The following is a 17,664-nucleotide window of genomic DNA, read 5'->3' as shown; positions in this document are numbered from 1 at the left end:
TCATTCCTTTGCTGTATAGTTGATATGAGATACGATTTCTTGTATTGCGGTGAGTTCCTGTTCTAATTCGTCTAGTAATTTAAGCATAAGGTTGGTATCATAGTTTTCAGAAAAGTTTTCAGCAAATTTAGCTAATTCATAGGTGCGGTTGGCCCCAATTGTGGCAGCAATACTTTTTATGCCGTGCATTTCATCAAGGAAGCTAAGATAATCTTCTGACTTTAAGGTTTGTCGCAAGTTGCTTAGGCTGTTATTCATGTCGTGAAGAAAGTCACTGATGATTTCTTGTGCTAGCTCCGTGTGGTGATCTAAGGCTTTCAGTAAATGTTTGTAATCAAGAGAAAGATATTGATTTTTTAATATGGATGATCGGGCAGTGGCATTTGCTGCTTCAGCAGCGGCTAATTGTCGTTCAATTACTTCGTAAAGATAGGCTTTTTTAAATGGTTTGGGAACATAGTCATTCATTCCTGCACTTAGACACTCATTCTGATCCTCAGCTAGGATATGAGCTGTCATAGCAACGATTGGGATCGCTGGGTTTATAACATGAGATCGATGACTACGGATAGCGCGGGTTACATCTAGGCCGCTGATTCCTGGCATTTGTACATCCATAAGGACGAGATCATAGTGGACAGTCGCCAAGGCAGTAAGGGCTTCGGCTCCACTAGCTGCCGTTGTGGCTTGGTAGCCACCTTTATGTAGTAGGGTAAGAGTTAGCTTTCTATTGATTTCGTGATCATCTACTACTAAAATATGAGGTGTGCGAGCTCGCGGTGTAGTAAGTTTTAGATCAGGCATTACCGAGATTGGTTTAGTATTAGGAATTAGTAGTTCCTTAGGTTTGGTTAAGGGAGTGGTAAACCAGAAGGTAGAACCTTTTCCTAGAGAACTGATGACGCCAATTTCTCCACCCATGAGATGAACTAATTTTTGTGAAATAGCGAGTCCTAGTCCTGTCCCGCCATAGCGACGTGAGATTGAAGAATCACCTTGTGTAAAGGATGAGAATAGCTGAAGTTGCTTTTCAGGGCTGATGCCTATGCCAGAGTCTGTGACACTGATTCGTAGGATTAATTGCGTAAGGGTTTGGGAGTCGATTGTAACATCGATGGAAATCGCACCTTGATGCGTGAACTTAATGCCATTACTAATCAAGTTTAAGAGAATTTGGCGCAAACGATAAGGATCACCGATGAGCCATTGGCTGGCTGTTTCTCCGATATTCCAAGTTAATTGAAGACCTTTTTTTCTACTTTGAGGTATTAAAATCGTAGTCGCATCTCGGATGACGCTTCCGATCTGGAGTGGCAATTCTTCTAAATATGTTTTTTCAGCTTCAAGCTTGGAGTAATCTAAAATATTATTGATGAGAGAAAGGAGCATATCGGCCGATGAATGGATCAGTTCAAGCTGCTCTTGGGTTTCAGGCAATAGTTCAGTATCGAGTAAGTGCTCTGAAATACCAATAATGCCATTCATGGGAGTACGCAATTCGTGAGTCATAAGAGCAAGAAATTCACTTTTTGCTCGATTTGCTCCTTCAGCGGCTATTTTTGCTTCACGCAGTTGCTGGGTCTGTTCATTGACCATCTCTTCTAAGTGATTACGATGTTTAATTAACTCATTTTCTTTATATTCTAATTCGTGGGAGTATGTAAGGAGTTTCTTATGAGTTAGGGTAAAGCGGTCCATTAAAAGAATGATGAAGGTTATAATGAGTATCAACATGCCTACGTGTAAAACTTTGAAAGGCAGTAAGCGAAGGTTGATACTGCCAAAAACATCGAGCAAAGCAGAGATTATAAATAGTGAAAAGCCTAAAGCAAATAAACGCGCATTGGGATTCCGTTCTTGAATTTGTTGTACTGTTATAAATAAAATAATGAAGATGTTTACTAACTCTAGATAGTTGAAGCAGGTGACTGTTTTGATTAAGGGATAGAGAGAGAACTGGTCGGCCAACACGACTGCGATATAGAACATGGCATCCAGAAGCCAGAGGTAACGCAGTAAGTTCTCTCGTCTAGCATTAAATAGGCTAGAAACAAATGCGACTAACCACAGTGGTAAGCTATACAAAGAGAGGAGGTCGAGATAAGTCCAAAATAGAGGGAAGGGTAATAAGATTAACCTGATTTTTGTTTGTGTAAGTGTATAAATTCCTATAGCTATGGAAAACATGCCAAAATATAAATGTTCAGATAACTTGCGCTCTAATCTATAACTGATACCAGATAATATACCGGCGAGAAGGAAGAAGAATGAACAAAAGGTAGCAAAGAGATCATTTTTTAGTAGATCAAGTTGGAACGTCGCGCCATTAACCAATAGAGGAGGAGCAATAAGACCAATGGTTTCATCTTCAGAATAAATTCGTAGAAATAAAGTTTGACCGCTCCATTCCGGGCGTAAAGGGAGTAGGTACCAACTCCAGCCTAAAAACTGATGATTTTCTAATTGATCCAAAGTACCAAAGGTATAAATCTTTTCTCCGTGGATATACGCTTCAAAAAGTTGATCGATCCCTGGTAAATAGAGTGAATCAGATAGTGCAGTAACATTTGGTAGAGATATGGCAAGCCAAATAAAATGCTGATCATTGACTAAAAAAGGTCGTTCAAGGATGGGTTGTATCGACCAACTGGATTCTTTTTCTGGTGATTCTTCTAACCAAGTGAGTGCACCCGTTGAAGTTTTGGGGCTATCACCCCAGCGATAATACCAGCCTGTATTCAATTCTATTTGGTTGCCCTGAACCGCAAAGAGTGGCGTGGTTTGCTCTTGCATATGCCATGAAGGTAAAAGGATGAAAAAAATGAAAAAGACGATGATACCGATTGCTAAGCTAAGAGGCAGGCGCACATGGCGATCGATGGAGAGAAACGGGGGTAAAAACATTCAGCTAACCTCCTGAAAAGAGTGAATGAAAAAAGTTTCTTAATGAATAAGCATTCTGGACAAGAATGAAAAAACCTTTTTAAAAAGCATTTTTTATAGGAAAAAAATGCTTTTTTTGATAAAAAAATGATTATTTTGACATTTTTCGACGTTCTATAAAAATTATAATAAATTTAATGATATTCATGTTATGCAGTGAGTTCTGATTTACTATTTTCATGATAAAAATCCAGTTAAATTCGATAATAATTCAAGATGCTTTTTTGATTGCTATAGGACTTAGTTCCTATTTTTTTATTGACGATATATGCAATATAGTGTAATATAAAAGGAAATAATAGTATATTTTGGCAAACCTGTCGAAAGTCAGGGACGCAAAGCCATGGGTCTAAGGGGCATAATAGCCTACGATTGCCAGGTTGCTTTCAATTATAGTTGTAAGTAGCACCTTGGTATAAGGTGCTGCTTTTTTTATTGGAATTAGAAAGCATATCGCTTTCTCGATTCCGAGTAAGAACGACTCGGTTTTTTTGCCTAGGTCTGACGAATTGGCAAAAGAAAAGTCTTTTCTTAGTTTGAAAGGAGGATTGGCTTTCATGGCACGAGTGCAATCTGTGCGAATATGCGATGTCCAAACGGGTATGATCCTTGCAAAGGATGTTTTAACAGAAAATGGGAGAGTTCTTCTTTCGCAAGGTGTCCGATTAACAGATCAGTGTATTTCTGCTCTGCGAAAAAGAGAATGCCCCTTTGTTGAAGTGGTTTACAATGAGCGTATTGATTTTCATACGAAATTTCGTTATAAGCATAATAAAGTCGTCAGAAGTAAAACTGCTTTTGAGGGCTTTTATCAAGAGACAGTGCAGATTATTAAAGAGGCTTTTGAAAGTATTCGCTTATCAAATCATCTTCCCTTAGATGTTATTCACAGACTCGTTGATTCTCATATTGGACCGCTTATGGATACTTATGGAGCACTAGAGTATATACAAAATATTCGAGTCCATTGTGATTATACTTATCGTCATTCGATCAATGTTGCTATTATTTCTGGGATTTTAGGTAAAGCTATCGAGTTAAAGAAATCTCAACTAGAAGATTTAGTGATAGCTGGTCTTTTGCATGACATCGGTAAGATCAGTATTACATTAGATATTTTAAATAAGCCTGGGAAACTGACTCAGGAAGAAATGGAACTGATGAAAACTCATCCAGAGAATGGTTATCAATTTTTGTTACAATATAGCCAACTTGCCGAGTCAGTTAAGCGGGGAGTTTTGCATCATCATGAAAGAAATGATGGTAGCGGTTATCCAAAAGGCTTGACAAAAAATCAAATTAGTTATTATGGTAAGATTGTTTCGATTGCAGATATTTATGATGCCATGACAACGGACCGAGTTTATCGCAAAAAATTGACGCCTTTCTCGGTTGCGGAAACTCTAGTTGAACAAATGTATCATCAACTTGACCCTAATTTATGTTTAGCATTTTTAAATACGATTAAAAGTAGCGTAGCAAATAGTATTGTATCCCTAAGTAATGGACAACAAGGAGAAGTGGTGTATCTGCATCCTACTCCAACAATTAGTCCAATTATAAAATTGATGGATGGTACTTTTTTGGACTTAGCTAAAAATAAAGAGATTGGAATTTTGGATATTATAAATGATAAAATATAAAGAATATAAAAAACATCTGAGTACCAGAAAAAATGCTGGTTTTCAGATGTTTTTTTAGAATTTAAATAAGAGTAATAAGCTAAACCTGAATCTAAAGTGCGCTGTTTAGGTCTTTAATGAATGCCATGACAGCATCCTCAGTGGTAGCCCACGAAGTGACAAGACGAATGGATGAGTGATTATGATCGATTTTAGACCAGATATAAAAGGAATAGTTTTTTTCAAGTTTTGTAATGAGGGAGTTAGGCAAGATCGGAAAGATCTGATTAGAAGGGGAATCGGTTAAGAATTGGTAACCAGCCGTAGTGATTGCATTTCTTAGTAAATTAGCCATTTCATTAGCATGTGCTGCCAAGTCAAAATATAAATCATCCTTAAAAAGTTCTAAAAATTGTATGCCTAAAACTTTACCTTTTGCCAGTAAGGCTCCTTTTTGTTTCATGTGGAAACGAAAATCATCTTTGAGAATTTCGTTACAAATGACAAGAGCTTCACCGATAAGGGCACCGTTCTTAGTTCCTCCAATATAAAAAGAATCGACTAAGGCAGCTAGATCTGTAAGAGTGATATCATTCTCTTTTGAGGATAGGGCAGAGCCGAGTCGTGCACCATCTACGAATAAAAAGAGATGATTCTCTCTGCAGCACTGGCTTAGTTGTTCTAATTCTGCCTTTTTATAAATAGAACCAATTTCACTAGGATTTGAAATGTAGATTAATTTTGGCTTTACCATATGTTCATCGGTATGCCCATCGATCACGGTTTTAATATGGTCAGGTGTTAGTTTGCCATCTGTTACTTCAACAGAGATGATTTTATGTCCTGTGGCCTCAATGGCACCCGTTTCGTGTACCAAAATATGACCAGTACTAGGAGCAATGATTGCCTCGTGAGGTCTTAAGAAAGCCGAAAGGGCGGTAAGATTGGTTTGAGTACCACCAGAGAAAAAATGAATATCAACGTCCTTTCGACCAATTTTTTGTTTTAATAATTCAATGGCTTTGAGTGTATAAGAATCTGTCCCATAACCTTCAACTTGTTCTAGGTTTGTTTCAATTAAGGCCTGTAATATTCTAGGGTGAGCGCCTTCACTATAGTCATTTTTAAAGCTATACATTATATCGATATCCCCTTTTAATTTAATGAACGTATCTCATTTGGTGCATGATCAAATTGTATAAAAACTATTGTATAGAATAAACGAATGTTATTCAACTTTTTAAATGAAACTTCTAGATGTTTTGTTTAGGTTTGTCCCTGTTTTATTCGATACTATTAATGATAGATGTTAAAGAGAGTGAGAATAAGAATTATTGCAAGGATGCAATAAAGGGAGTATGAATTCATCATGAAATCAAGGAGGAGTTCGGGATGAAAATTGTAAATTCAACAGTTGTTATGGCAAGTCAGCATGATTTGGTGGAAAAGGATGTAGAGCAGCAGATGGTGCATGTATGGGACAATACGAATCCTACTGCCGCAAAAGAGGCCAATGGCCTAGAAGATGTTCTTAAACAAGCCAAGCAAGATGTAGTCGAAATTTCAGCAAAGGCAAAAGAATTATTTGCTGAGAAGGTTCAATCGAGTCAAGGATTATCTAAAGATCAGTCTACGATTCAATTGAGTAAAGGCGATGAACAAAAAATTCGTCTGGTACAACTTTTAATTGAGGCATTGACGGGCAAAAAAATCAAGTTTAGTTTACCCATCACGGAGAAGGCGCAAGAGACTCCGCCAGCTGAAATGAAAAATTATAAACTTTTTTCTAGCCCTGCAAGAAATCTTGTAAATTCTCAAGCGCCGCTTTTAGGATGGGGGATGGAATATCATTCCTACAAGGCTCATAGCGAGCAAGAATGTACATCTTTTCAGGCTGCGGGGATTGTAAAAACCGCTGATGGTAAAGAAATTGATTTTTCGGCGCAAGTAAATATGAGCCGTCAATTTTTATCTGAGCAGCGAGTGGATGTTAAGGCTGGTGACGCATTAAGAGATCCTTTAGTGATTAACTTTGATGGTGGTGCAACGCAGCTTACAAATAATAAGTTTTATTTTGATATTGATTCAAATGGGACACAAGAAAAAATGTCTTTTGTCAGTTCAGGCAGTGGTTTCCTTGCCCTTGATTTGAATCATGATGGTGTGGTTAATAATGGTAAAGAATTATTTGGTCCAGATAGTGGTGATGGTTTTGCCGATCTAGCAAAATATGATTCAGACGGTAATCAATGGATTGATGAAAATGATCCAATTTATCAAGATTTACGCATTTGGACTAAAGATGCAGATGGTAAGGATCAATTATTTGCTTTAGGTCAAAAGGGAATCGGAGCTATCTATTTAGGTAATGTAAGTACGGAATTTTCCGTAAAGGATAATACCAATCAATTGCAAGGACAAATTCGTCAAACTGGTATCTTTTTAAAAGAAAATGGTCAGGTTGGAACTATTCAACACGTGGATTTGGCGATCTAAATACCCATAATTAAAACCCTGGCATTTGCCAGGGTTTTAATTATGGGTATTTAGATCCTAAACTGGAGAATAGTAACGTCTATTTTTCAGGATCCATAATAGCGATATCCCCTTCTTCGCCAGTACGGATACGAACTGCATTGGCAATCGGATAGATAAATATCTTACCATCACCAATTTTTCCTGTTTGGCAAACTTTTTTTGCCGTTGCGATCACTAGGTCCACAGGAACTTCACAGACTACAATTTCCACCTTAGTTTTAGGTATCAGATTAATTGTGTATTCCTGTCCACGATAGATTTCTTTATGTCCTTTCGTCAAGCCGCAACCATAGACTTGGGACATGGTCATACCAGCGACACCAATTCCGTTCATGGCTTCTTTAAGTTCATCAATTTTTTCTGATCGTGTAATGATTTCAATTTTTGTAATTGGTTTCATCATTTTTCCTCCCTTATTTCATACAAGGTAAGCATTTAATTATTGATCTTGATATACATAAGCACGTTCACCGTGTCCGCTGACGTCCATACCAGCAATTTCTTGCTCAGGGGCAGCCTTGATTTCCATAAACATACCAATGAATTTAACAATAAGGAAGGTCATTACAGCTGCGAATATCCAGCTGCTAGCCACGCCGACGAATTGAATTGCGACTTGACTTGCATTTCCAAACAGTAATCCATCAGCACCAGCAGAGTTGATATCTTTTGAAGCAAAGATACCAGTTGCAATAGCGCCCCATGTACCACCCATACCATGAACACCAAAAGCATCAAGTGAATCATCATAACCCAATTTGTTTTTCATGATTGCAACTGATAAGTAGCAAATCACACCACCAATTAGGCCAATCACGATGGCAGATAGTACGCTAACAAAACCAGCACCAGGTGTAATGGCAACGAGGCCTGCAAGACAACCAGAGGCTGCTCCAAAGAGGGTTGGTTTACCATGATGGAACCATTCGACAATCACCCAAGAAACAATACCAGCAGCTGCTGCCATGTGAGTAGTTGTGAAGGCGATAAGTGCAGTACCGTTGGCACCAAGTGCACTGCCTGCATTGAAACCAAACCAACCGAACCATAACAAAGATGCACCAACAACAACCATTGGTAAGTGATGAGGTAACATTGCTTCGTGCCCATAACCTTTACGTTTACCAATTAATAAGGCAAAGACCAAACCTGACACACCAGAAATAATGTGAACGACAGTACCGCCAGCAAAGTCGAGTACTCCGTATTCTCGGAGCCAGCCACCAACACCCCATACCCAGTGGGCTACAGGATCATAGACTAAGGATGCCCAAAGTAAAACAAAGACGAGGTATGCAGGGAATTTAACACGTTCAGCAAGTGAACCAGAAATCAGTGCAGGTGTAAGAATCGCAAACATACCTTGGAACATCATAAATGCGATATGAGGAATTGTAGCAGCGTAATCGGCATTTGGATCGGCTCCAACGCCATTAAGACCTACCCAGTCAAAGCTACCAATCAAATTATTAATATCAGGACCAAAAGCGAGGGAATAACCAAAAACGGCCCATTGGATGGAGATGACTCCAAGACAAATGAAACTTTGCATAATTGTACTTAATACGTTTTTACTACGTACCATACCACCATAGAATAATCCTAAAGCAGGGGTCATTAAAAATACAAGAGCGGAGCAAATTGCGACAAATGCAGTATCGCCTGTATCAATTTTTGGCAGTTCAGCAGCGACTTCTGCGATGGCTCCTGTAGTTTCTGCATCTGCAGCAAAAGCAATAGGAACTAAAAATACAGTTAACATGAGGAGAAGACTTAGCATTGCAAATAGTTTTTTCATAATTGAATCTCCCTTCCTTTTCGTGGTTTTTTGATGAATGATAAAATTGCTTTGAAAAAAATACAAAGCGCCCTTTAGCAATTGAGCTAAAGGACGCCATTGTCCAGAATGAATAAATAAGAACAGAAAAAGCCTTCGCAATTTGTATGCGAAGGCGACATTGCCTATATCTTATTTATTATTTTAAGTCGATAACTATCCGTTTCAAAAACGTTTATTATGTGCTTGATCGACTATGGGCTTATTATAGCATTTACACTTCTTGAATGCAACACCTTTTTTGAGAATCTTTTCTGAGAGCTTTTTTACAAATTTATAAAATGAAGGACCTTTGTTTAAGCTAAGGACTTATTAGCAGGAAATACGCAAAATCTTAGGGAAATAGAAGAGATAAAATCATATGAGGCTAAGGGATAAAAATGGGTAAGGAGACACTAGAATGAAACTTATGCATACGAGTGATTGGCATATTGGAAAAATTGTCAATCAGCGACACATGACATTTGATCAAGAATATATATTAGATAACTTAGTTAAGATGCTGGAGGCAGAAAGACCTGATGTACTAGTGGTGGCTGGTGATATCTATGATAGAGGGATACCGCCCGTTGAAGCTGTAGAGTTACTTGATAAGGTTTTAAGTAATATTCTCTTACAATTGGGCATTCCGATTATTATGATTGCCGGCAATCATGATAGTCCTGATCGCCTAGGGTTTGGCAGTCGGCTTTTGCGCGATAAGGGGCTTTATATTTCAGGGCCTTTGCTCAAAGACATTCAAAAAGTTGTGTTGTGCGATGAATATGGACCAGTTAATTTTTATCTGATTCCGTATGCTTCTCCTGCTGTTGTGAGAGAAGTTTTTGCGTGTAATGAGGTTTGTGATCATGATACTGCGATGAAAGAAATGATTAGATGCATTCGCGAGAAGTGGAATGCAGAAGAACGAAATGTTGTCGTGACTCATGGCTTTATTCGTGGTATGGAGGAACTAGAACAAAGTGAATCGGAAAAACCATTGTCCATAACCCTAGCAGTGGGAGGGACTGATTTTGTGGATGTAAAACACTTTGATGGTTTCGCGTATACAGCTTTAGGACATTTGCATGGGCCTCAGCAAGCAGGATCTCCACGCGTACGTTATGCAGGCTCACTTTTGAAATATTCTTTTTCTGAAACCAAGCAAGAAAAATCTGTCACTCTAGCTCAAATTGGGAAAGACGGTGAACTGTCAATCGAGTGCAAAAGTTTATTACCATTGCGAAACATGCGGCGAATCAAAGGAACATTAAAAGGGTTACTTGATCCAGAGGTATATGCAAATACGAATATAGAAGATTATTTACATGTGACATTAACAGATGAGGGTGAGCTAATTGAGCCAATGAGTAAACTACGGGCTGTTTACCCCAATATACTCTCCCTTGATATTGAAATCAAAGAGCGGCAGGTCACTGAGAGCAAGACTTCAGCTGGACAAGGCTACAAACATAAATCAAAACTAGACCTATTTAGTGATTTTTATACAGATATGACAGGACAGATGTTTACTGAAGAAAAGGCCCTAATTGTGGCAAAAACGATTAGTACATTGGAAACTGACGAGAGGGAGTTATAAGATGAGGCCACTAAAACTTACGATCACAGCTTTTGGGCCGTATGCAAATCTGCAAGTTATTGATTTTAGAGAGCTTAATGGTCGAAACTTATTTGTTATTACTGGTGATACAGGAGCAGGAAAAACAACGATTCTTGATGGGATTTCTTATGCCCTCTATGGCAAAGCGAGTGGGCGGGATCGGGATGGAGAGAGTCTGCGTAGTCATTTTGCTGTTGCAGATCTGCTGACTTCCGTTGAATTAGAATTTGAATTGAGGGGGCAACGATATTGGGTGAGGCGGATTCCAAAACAACGAAAAAAACGGACTCGTGGTGAAGGATATACAGATCAAAATCCTGAAGCTGAATTTAAAAATCTTGATGGGGAAATTAAGGTAGTGACTGGGGTTAAAGAGGTGAGTGAGAAAATCGTTCAACTGATGGGTCTTAGTTATGAGCAATTTAAGCAGATTATTATGATCCCCCAGGGAGAGTTTCGCGAACTATTGAATGCAGAGAGTAAAGTGCGGCAGGAAATATTACAAAAAATTTTTGGTACGGAAGGGTTTCGCCGGGTTCAAGATTTATTTGATGGTCAAGCTAAAGCCTTATCTCAGGATGTTAACCGTCTTGTTAGTCAGCGTAATGAATGGATTCGTAGTTTGGATGGAAGTGGATATGCTCCATTGTTAGCAGTGTTGGAAATGACGGATTTTAATGTACCCTTGGTGATGGATGAGGTTGAACGGGCCATTGAGCTTGATGATATGAATGGGAAGAATCTGCAAAGTAAGATTGATGAGTACGAAGGGCAAGTGACGATAAAGCAGGAAGAAATATTTCAGGGTAAGGGTACTAATCTCAAATTCACCATAAGGGATAAAGCAAAGCTAAAAAAGATAGAGCTTGAAGCTCAGCGTGATGAATTTGAAGAAAAAAAGAGTCAATTGCAGCAGGCCCGCAAAGCTTTAGGACTTACGGGAGTTGATGACTATCGTAATAGTCGAGCAGATTATGTGGCAAAAAAAGAAAAAGAACTCATTCAGAGTAAAGAAAAAGAAGAAAAAACCAAAGTTGATGCAAAGATGGCCCAGCATAACTATGAACTGGAGAAGAGTAAAGAAGAAGAACGCAATGAACAATTCGCAGAGCAGACTCGATTAGAGGCTTTGATGAATAAAATAACTGATTGGGAAGTGGGACAGAATCGAGTTGTCAAGTTAGAACAAGAGTTAGCGGCAGCCCAAAGAGAACGCGAAGAAGGCAAAAAACAAGTAGAGATTGCCAGAAATGAAGTGCAAGAATATCAGATCAGTTTAAATAAAGGGAAAGAGATTACTGTAGAGTATGAGCGAAAAGTCAGTGAATACGAAAAAATAACTGGGATATATGATAAACTTAACACTCTGCAAGAAGAATGCAATCATCTGGTTATTTTAAAAGAATCTATATCGATCCTAAAGGAACAGGTAACAGAGCATTTTATCAAATATGAAAAGACCCAGACTGATTATGAAGAAGCTCAGCATTTATTTTTTGAAGGACAGGCAGGTGTACTTGCATCACAATTGAAAGTCGGTGAGGCGTGTCCTGTATGTGGTTCAGATCATCACCCTAAACTTGCAATCCTATCAACAAATAGTCCGACGGAAAGTCAGTTAAAAAGATTGCTCAACAATTATAAACAAGGACGAGAAATTTATGATGAAGTGAAAGGTCGTTATGAGCGTAGTAAGGCAGATGAGCATGCTCAATCTCAGATCTTATCTAGATTGCAAAAAGAATTAGACGAAAATGTTTCCGAATCCATCGCAGAATTTAATGTTACTGAATTAATAGAGTATGTTTCTGAACAATTACCTAACTATCAATTTGATCGTGAGCAATTACAAGTTGAAATAACCAAAATTGCATCGCAAAAAAATAATGCAGAAGGAATAGAAAGACGGCTAAAAGAAAAAACAGAAACTATTACTAGTTTGACTGTAGCCCTTGAAGAATTAGACCGTCAATATATTGAATTATTTGCTCAATTGCAAAGTGCTAAGGATGCACTGAAAAAAATCGCAGCAGAGTTGCCTTATGATGTTCGGTCGGTGGCAGACCTTACTATGAAGCTAGAGAGTGTACAAAAAAAGTATCGACTTATGAAACAGGCTTTAGCCAAGGCCGAAGAGAAAAACCGTGATCAACAGATGAACTATGCTACAGCAGTAACTGAAAGAAGTGGTATTGAAAAAGTTTTACATGAAGGACAAGCAGACCTTCTGCTCGCTGAACAAAACTTTATGACAGCTTTGCTGACAGCAGGTTTCAATGACGAATTTGAATATGGTAGAGCCAAGCTAAGGGAAAATGAAATTGTTAGTCTCGAAAAAGAAATTAATACTTATCAAGAAGAACTTCGGTCAGCAACAGACTCTTATTTCCAAATTGAGCAAGAGGTAGAAACTCTCACTCCTGTGGATGTAATCGCCCTTGAAGGCAAATTATTAAAATTGCAAATAGAAAAAAAAGAACTGATCGCTGAGCGCACGACCTTGATGACGCGTCAGATTCATAATCAGAAAATATTGAAAAAAATTGATACATTAATAGGGGAATTGGAATGCCAGGAAGAAGAATATTTGTTAATTGGGCATCTTGCGCGAATTGCTAAAGGGGATAATGAACAAAAAATCAGTTTCGAACGTTATGTGTTAGCAGCTTTTTTCAATGATATTATTGAAGCTGCTAATGGTCGTCTGAAAAAAATGACCGGTGGGCGTTATGAGATGAGTCGTATTTCGCAAAAAGGGAAAGGCGGTGGACAGAGCGGTTTAGAGATTGAGGTTTTTGATTATTATACAGGGCAATCTAGGCATGTGAAAACCTTATCTGGAGGAGAAAGTTTTAAAGCATCTTTAGCGCTTGCTTTGGGACTGGCTGAAGTTGTTCAGTCTTATGCAGGGGGCATTAGTTTGGAGACCATGTTTGTTGACGAGGGTTTTGGTACTCTTGATCCTGAATCATTAGATACAGCTATTAGTTGTTTGATTGAATTGCAACATTCGGGACGTTTGGTAGGTATTATTTCTCATGTCCCAGAATTAAAAGGCAGTATTGATGCACGACTGGAAATTGAAGCCTATAAAGATGGCAGTCGAGCTCAGTTTTCCATCATGTAAGTCATGCAATTCGTGAAGAAACTGCTCAGTAAAGGTTTCAAAGTAAATTCAAAGCCTTGAATGGTAAAGTCATAAGAGTTTTATGGTTGGCCAAGGATAGTTAAAATCTAGATGATACAAGAGACTTCGGATGCTTTTATCGAGTCTATTGGAATCGAAAAATATGAGTACTAAAAATATTGAAGGGATGGTGTAGTATGAAATTAACATTGCAGAAAAAAATTATAGGTGGCTTATCAATTTTACTTTTATTTACCATGATCATTGCAGGAAGTTCCATTTACATGATTGATCACATGAATCAAACTTTGAAAAGGTTGGATAAGACGTCCATCCCCCAAGCCCTGTTGACAGAAAAAGTCGCAACGAATGTGGCGCTACAGGTTATGTTCATTCGTGGCTATTTACTTACTAGTGAAGAAAGTTATGTGCAAGAATATAAAAAAATCAGCGAGGAAAATTCTAAGTGGGAAGATGAACTAGCCGAAAAATCTCTCACAGAGCGCGGAAAAATTCTAGCTCAAGAAGTAAAAAAGTTAAATGAGACTTATGATAACATTGTATTAGTAAAAATTATTCCTTTGAAACAGAGCGGAAAAGAGCAAGAAGCGCTATCAATTCTAAAAAATGAAGGGGATTCAACAGGAAAGGCTTTAATTGGCAAAATTCACGAATATGTTGAGTATCGTGAACAAGTAATAGGATCTTTTATGAAACAAGCTCGTCAGGATGGAGATAAAACTGAGTGGACCATAGGGGTCATCAGTGTCTTTTCTTTACTTGCTGGCGTAGGGATCGGTATTTTTGTGAACCGCTCTGCATTGCAACCGATCAAAGCAGCTACACACAATTTAGGGAAAATGGCGCAGCGCGATTATACTTTTAGCATTCCCGAGACCGCTCGTGCGCGGGAAGATGAGATTGGAGAATTGGCGAGAGGCATGCATACCGTTTCAAAGACCATGAAAGATATTATTGGCCAGCTTATTGAATCTTCAGGGCAATTAGGGGCTTCCTCAGAAGAATTGACAGCCAGTGCTGAACAGTCAGCCCTTGCAGCAAACCAAATTGCAGAAACCATTGGTGAAGTTGCTGCAGGTGCATCCACCCAGCTACAGTCAATTGATGTCACAACAAAGGTTGTTGAACAAATGACGACGGGCATTCAAAAAATTTCTACTGACACTGAACACGTTGCTAATGCTGCTGAACAAGCATCAACTTCAGCAAAGAGTGGTGAAGATATCATTGAAAAAGCAACAAATCAAATGAAAAATATAGAAAGAACAGTTGGCGATTCGGCACATGTCGTTGCTAAGCTCGGCGAAAATTCTAAACAAATTGGAGAGATTGTAGATACCATTTCAGCGATTGCTGGGCAGACTAATTTATTGGCATTAAATGCTGCGATTGAGGCTGCACGCGCAGGCGACCAGGGACGTGGTTTTGCTGTTGTAGCTGAAGAAGTACGCAAACTTGCTGAACAGTCCCAAGAGGCATCCAAACATATTGCGAACTTAATTGGTGAGATTCAAGGTGATACGGATGATGCAGTGGTAGCCATGTCAAAAGGTACTCGTGAGGTACAATTGGGAACAGAAATTGTTAATTTAGCAGGAAAGACATTTAGTGATATTGCCAGTCTTGTTGAACAAGTATCGGATCAGGTGGGGAATATTTCGACCGCCATCCAAGAAAATGCAAGTGGCAGTCTGCAAATCATCTCTTCAATCAAAGAAATTGATCAGATTAGCAGAGCGGCTGCAGGACAAATGCAAACCGTTTCTGCTGCGACTGAGGAACAGTCTGCATCGATGGAAGAAATCGAATCTTCTGGTGGATCATTGGTAAAAATGGCAGAAGATTTACAAAATATAGTTAATACATTTAAAGTTTAATTACTGATAAGAGCACTCTGATCATTCAGAGTGCTCTTACTGAAGCAGTCTCTATTATGGAGATTGCTTTTTTTATTATCAATAATTTTCCAGAAAACTATTAAGAAATCTATAATATATTACGATATATATAGAAAGCGCCAAGGAGGGCGATGAGGATGGTAACGAAGGTAGCAGGTGTATCTCGAGTTACTTTTCAGAAGAATGATCAACGTCAAACCAAGGATGGAGATAAGAAGAAATCGGGAGATCAATTTAAAGATGTTTTAGCGAAAGTCCTCATGGGCTCTCCAGAAAAAACGATAGGATATAGAAGATAGGGTCTGCGGGCTCTATTTTTTTTTATATCTAAATCGATATTGCATTAAAAAGATTAGTTGATAGTAAAGGACCTTACTTCAATTGATCTAGTTAAGAAAAATAAAACTTGGCGTAGGTTACTTTTTCTTATAGAATAAAAAAACGAGTGATAGATCTAAGAAAATGAGCATTTAATCAATCAAGTCAGTTTTGTAGAAAAAGGAGAGTAAGAACAATGTATTTTTGCATACCATATATTGATCGGATTGGCATTGTCCATGATATTACCTTGATTCTAACGAAACGGGAAATTAACATAGTATCAATGGAAGTGGAGGAAGGGGTGGTATTTTTAGAATGCCAAGCCGTTCCATATGATCAACGCGATGGATTTATCCAAGAACTGAGCAGTATAAGGGGCGTGCAGGGAGTAGATGAAATTTCTTCTATGCCATCGAAGGAACGAGCTGATCAGCTTGATGCTATTCTAACCTCTGTCCACGATGGCATTTTGGCTGTCAATCATCATGGAATCATCACCCAGTGTAATCCAGCGGCAATTCGTATGCTAAGGTTACCCACGCAACAAATGCAAGGTCAACCCCTAGGACCGATTCTTTTTAAAAATTTATTGATACAGGAAACACTAGAGACTGGTTGCCATTATCATAATCGAGAAGTATTCATTGCCTCAGATCATGGATATTGTGTTGTGAGCACAATACCTCTAAGAAATAATGGCGGTGATGTAATCGGTGTTATTGCCCTGATTCGTGACACACAAGATGTAAGAAATTTAATGCGTAGTATGACGACCTCCTTACCGATGACCTTTGCTGATGTTCCCTTTGCGAGCCCAGCTATGGAACAAGTGCTTAGGCAGGCTCGGCGCTATGCCAATAGTGACTCGACAGTGCTGATTCGTGGTGAAACAGGAACTGGTAAGGAACTCATTGCAAGAGCCTTACACAGCGCATCTGCACGGGCGAATGCTGCTTTTGTGCCTATTAACTGTGCTGCGATTCCAGATACTTTGCTTGAAAGTGAATTGTTTGGATATACGGAAGGAGCTTTCACTGGGGCGATCAAAGGTGGAAAACCAGGACTGTTTGAACTTGCAAATGGTGGCACCTTATTTCTTGATGAGGTAGGGGAAGTATCAGCTCATTTACAAGTTAAAATGTTAAGGGTACTTCAGGAGCAACGTGTACGGCGAGTAGGAAGTAATAAGGAAGTAGCCATTGACGTGCGAATTATCGCTGCTACTAACCGCAATTTAGAAGATATGGTAGCGGATAAGATTTTTAGGGAGGATTTATATTATCGGTTAAATGTTATTCCTCTTATGGTACCGCCACTTCGAGAACGTTTTGAGGATATTCGATTATTAAGCGAACTATTTCTAAAACAATTTGCCGATAAATTACAACGCTTAGTCATAGGATTTTCACCTTTGGCAATGCAACGCTTAGAGGGATATAGTTGGCCAGGTAATGTGCGAGAATTAAAAAATATTATTGAACGTGCAGTCAATCTTGTTGACGGATCAGAAGTGCAGTCAGAACATATTTTTTTAGGACGTTTATCAGGATCGCCAGAAACCCCTCCTTTGGTGCAGTTTGAGACCTATCAGACCTTAGACGAGCGTTTGGGCGAAATCGAACGAACTATTTTACAAGAAACTTCCCGCCGTTTTGGTTCTTCCAGGCGGATGGGAGCAGTACTTGGACTCTCACACACGGCAGTATTGAAAAAGATGCGCAAATATCAGTTACCCATATAAAAGTATGCAAGTAGAA

At 38.8% G+C, this 17,664-nt stretch carries 11 protein-coding genes and 1 riboswitch; of the genes, 7 read left to right on the top strand and 4 right to left on the bottom strand.

Features of this window, described 5'->3' with window-relative positions; all coding sequences use genetic code 11:
- Positions 1-2,904: a response regulator gene (locus tag ACAN52_RS14975; RefSeq protein WP_378955723.1), complete on the bottom strand. Its 2,904-nt coding sequence runs from the start codon at positions 2,902-2,904 to the stop codon at positions 1-3.
- 339 nt (positions 2,905-3,243) lie between these two features.
- Positions 3,244-3,331: riboswitch (cyclic di-GMP riboswitch) on the top strand.
- Between the two features lie 169 nt (positions 3,332-3,500).
- Here ACAN52_RS14975 and ACAN52_RS14970 point away from each other — a divergent pair.
- Positions 3,501-4,586 (top strand): HD-GYP domain-containing protein, encoded by a 1,086-nt coding sequence (locus ACAN52_RS14970; RefSeq protein ID WP_378955722.1) that lies wholly within the window; start codon positions 3,501-3,503, stop codon positions 4,584-4,586.
- A gap of 91 nt (positions 4,587-4,677) precedes the next feature.
- On the opposite strand, the gene ACAN52_RS14965 is transcribed toward ACAN52_RS14970, so the two are convergent.
- Positions 4,678-5,703, bottom strand: a complete 1,026-nt coding sequence (locus ACAN52_RS14965) for a threonine aldolase family protein (RefSeq protein ID WP_378955721.1) — start codon at positions 5,701-5,703, stop codon at positions 4,678-4,680.
- A gap of 254 nt (positions 5,704-5,957) precedes the next feature.
- Between ACAN52_RS14965 and ACAN52_RS14960 the strand changes: the two genes are divergently transcribed.
- Complete coding sequence (locus ACAN52_RS14960) at positions 5,958-7,061, top strand: hypothetical protein (protein WP_378955720.1); 1,104 nt, start codon at positions 5,958-5,960, stop codon at positions 7,059-7,061.
- 79 nt (positions 7,062-7,140) lie between these two features.
- Here the strand turns inward: ACAN52_RS14960 and ACAN52_RS14955 are convergent, their stop codons facing one another.
- A complete protein-coding gene (locus tag ACAN52_RS14955; protein ID WP_378955843.1) occupies positions 7,141-7,503 on the bottom strand; it encodes a P-II family nitrogen regulator in 363 nt (120 codons plus the stop codon).
- Positions 7,504-7,542: 39 nt separating this feature from the next.
- A complete protein-coding gene (locus ACAN52_RS14950) occupies positions 7,543-8,901 on the bottom strand; it encodes an ammonium transporter (RefSeq protein WP_378955719.1) in 1,359 nt (452 codons plus the stop codon).
- Between the two features lie 439 nt (positions 8,902-9,340).
- On the opposite strand from ACAN52_RS14950, the gene ACAN52_RS14945 reads away from it, so the two are divergent.
- From ACAN52_RS14945 to ACAN52_RS14925, 5 genes are all read left to right on the top strand, one after another.
- A complete protein-coding gene (locus tag ACAN52_RS14945; protein WP_378955718.1) occupies positions 9,341-10,519 on the top strand; it encodes an exonuclease SbcCD subunit D in 1,179 nt (392 codons plus the stop codon).
- A 1-nt stretch (position 10,520) separates the two neighbouring features.
- Positions 10,521-13,667 (top strand): AAA family ATPase, encoded by a 3,147-nt coding sequence (locus ACAN52_RS14940; RefSeq protein WP_378955717.1) that lies wholly within the window; start codon positions 10,521-10,523, stop codon positions 13,665-13,667.
- Between the two features lie 197 nt (positions 13,668-13,864).
- A complete protein-coding gene (locus ACAN52_RS14935) occupies positions 13,865-15,565 on the top strand; it encodes a methyl-accepting chemotaxis protein (protein WP_378955716.1) in 1,701 nt (566 codons plus the stop codon).
- Positions 15,566-15,723: 158 nt separating this feature from the next.
- Positions 15,724-15,885 carry a hypothetical protein gene (locus ACAN52_RS14930; RefSeq protein ID WP_378955714.1) on the top strand — a complete coding sequence of 54 codons (162 nt, stop codon included), beginning with the start codon at positions 15,724-15,726 and terminating at the stop codon, positions 15,883-15,885.
- Positions 15,886-16,100: 215 nt separating this feature from the next.
- Positions 16,101-17,648, top strand: coding sequence for a sigma 54-interacting transcriptional regulator (locus tag ACAN52_RS14925; protein WP_378955713.1), 1,548 nt, complete (start codon positions 16,101-16,103; stop codon positions 17,646-17,648).
- The last annotated feature ends 16 nt before the right edge of the window (positions 17,649-17,664 follow it).

Source organism: Pelosinus sp. sgz500959 (assembly GCF_042610375.1).
Classification (GTDB): domain Bacteria; phylum Bacillota; class Negativicutes; order DSM-13327; family DSM-13327; genus CTSoil-075.
The sequence above is the reverse complement of the archived record's forward strand: the minus strand, read 5'-3'. Positions and strand labels throughout refer to the sequence as shown.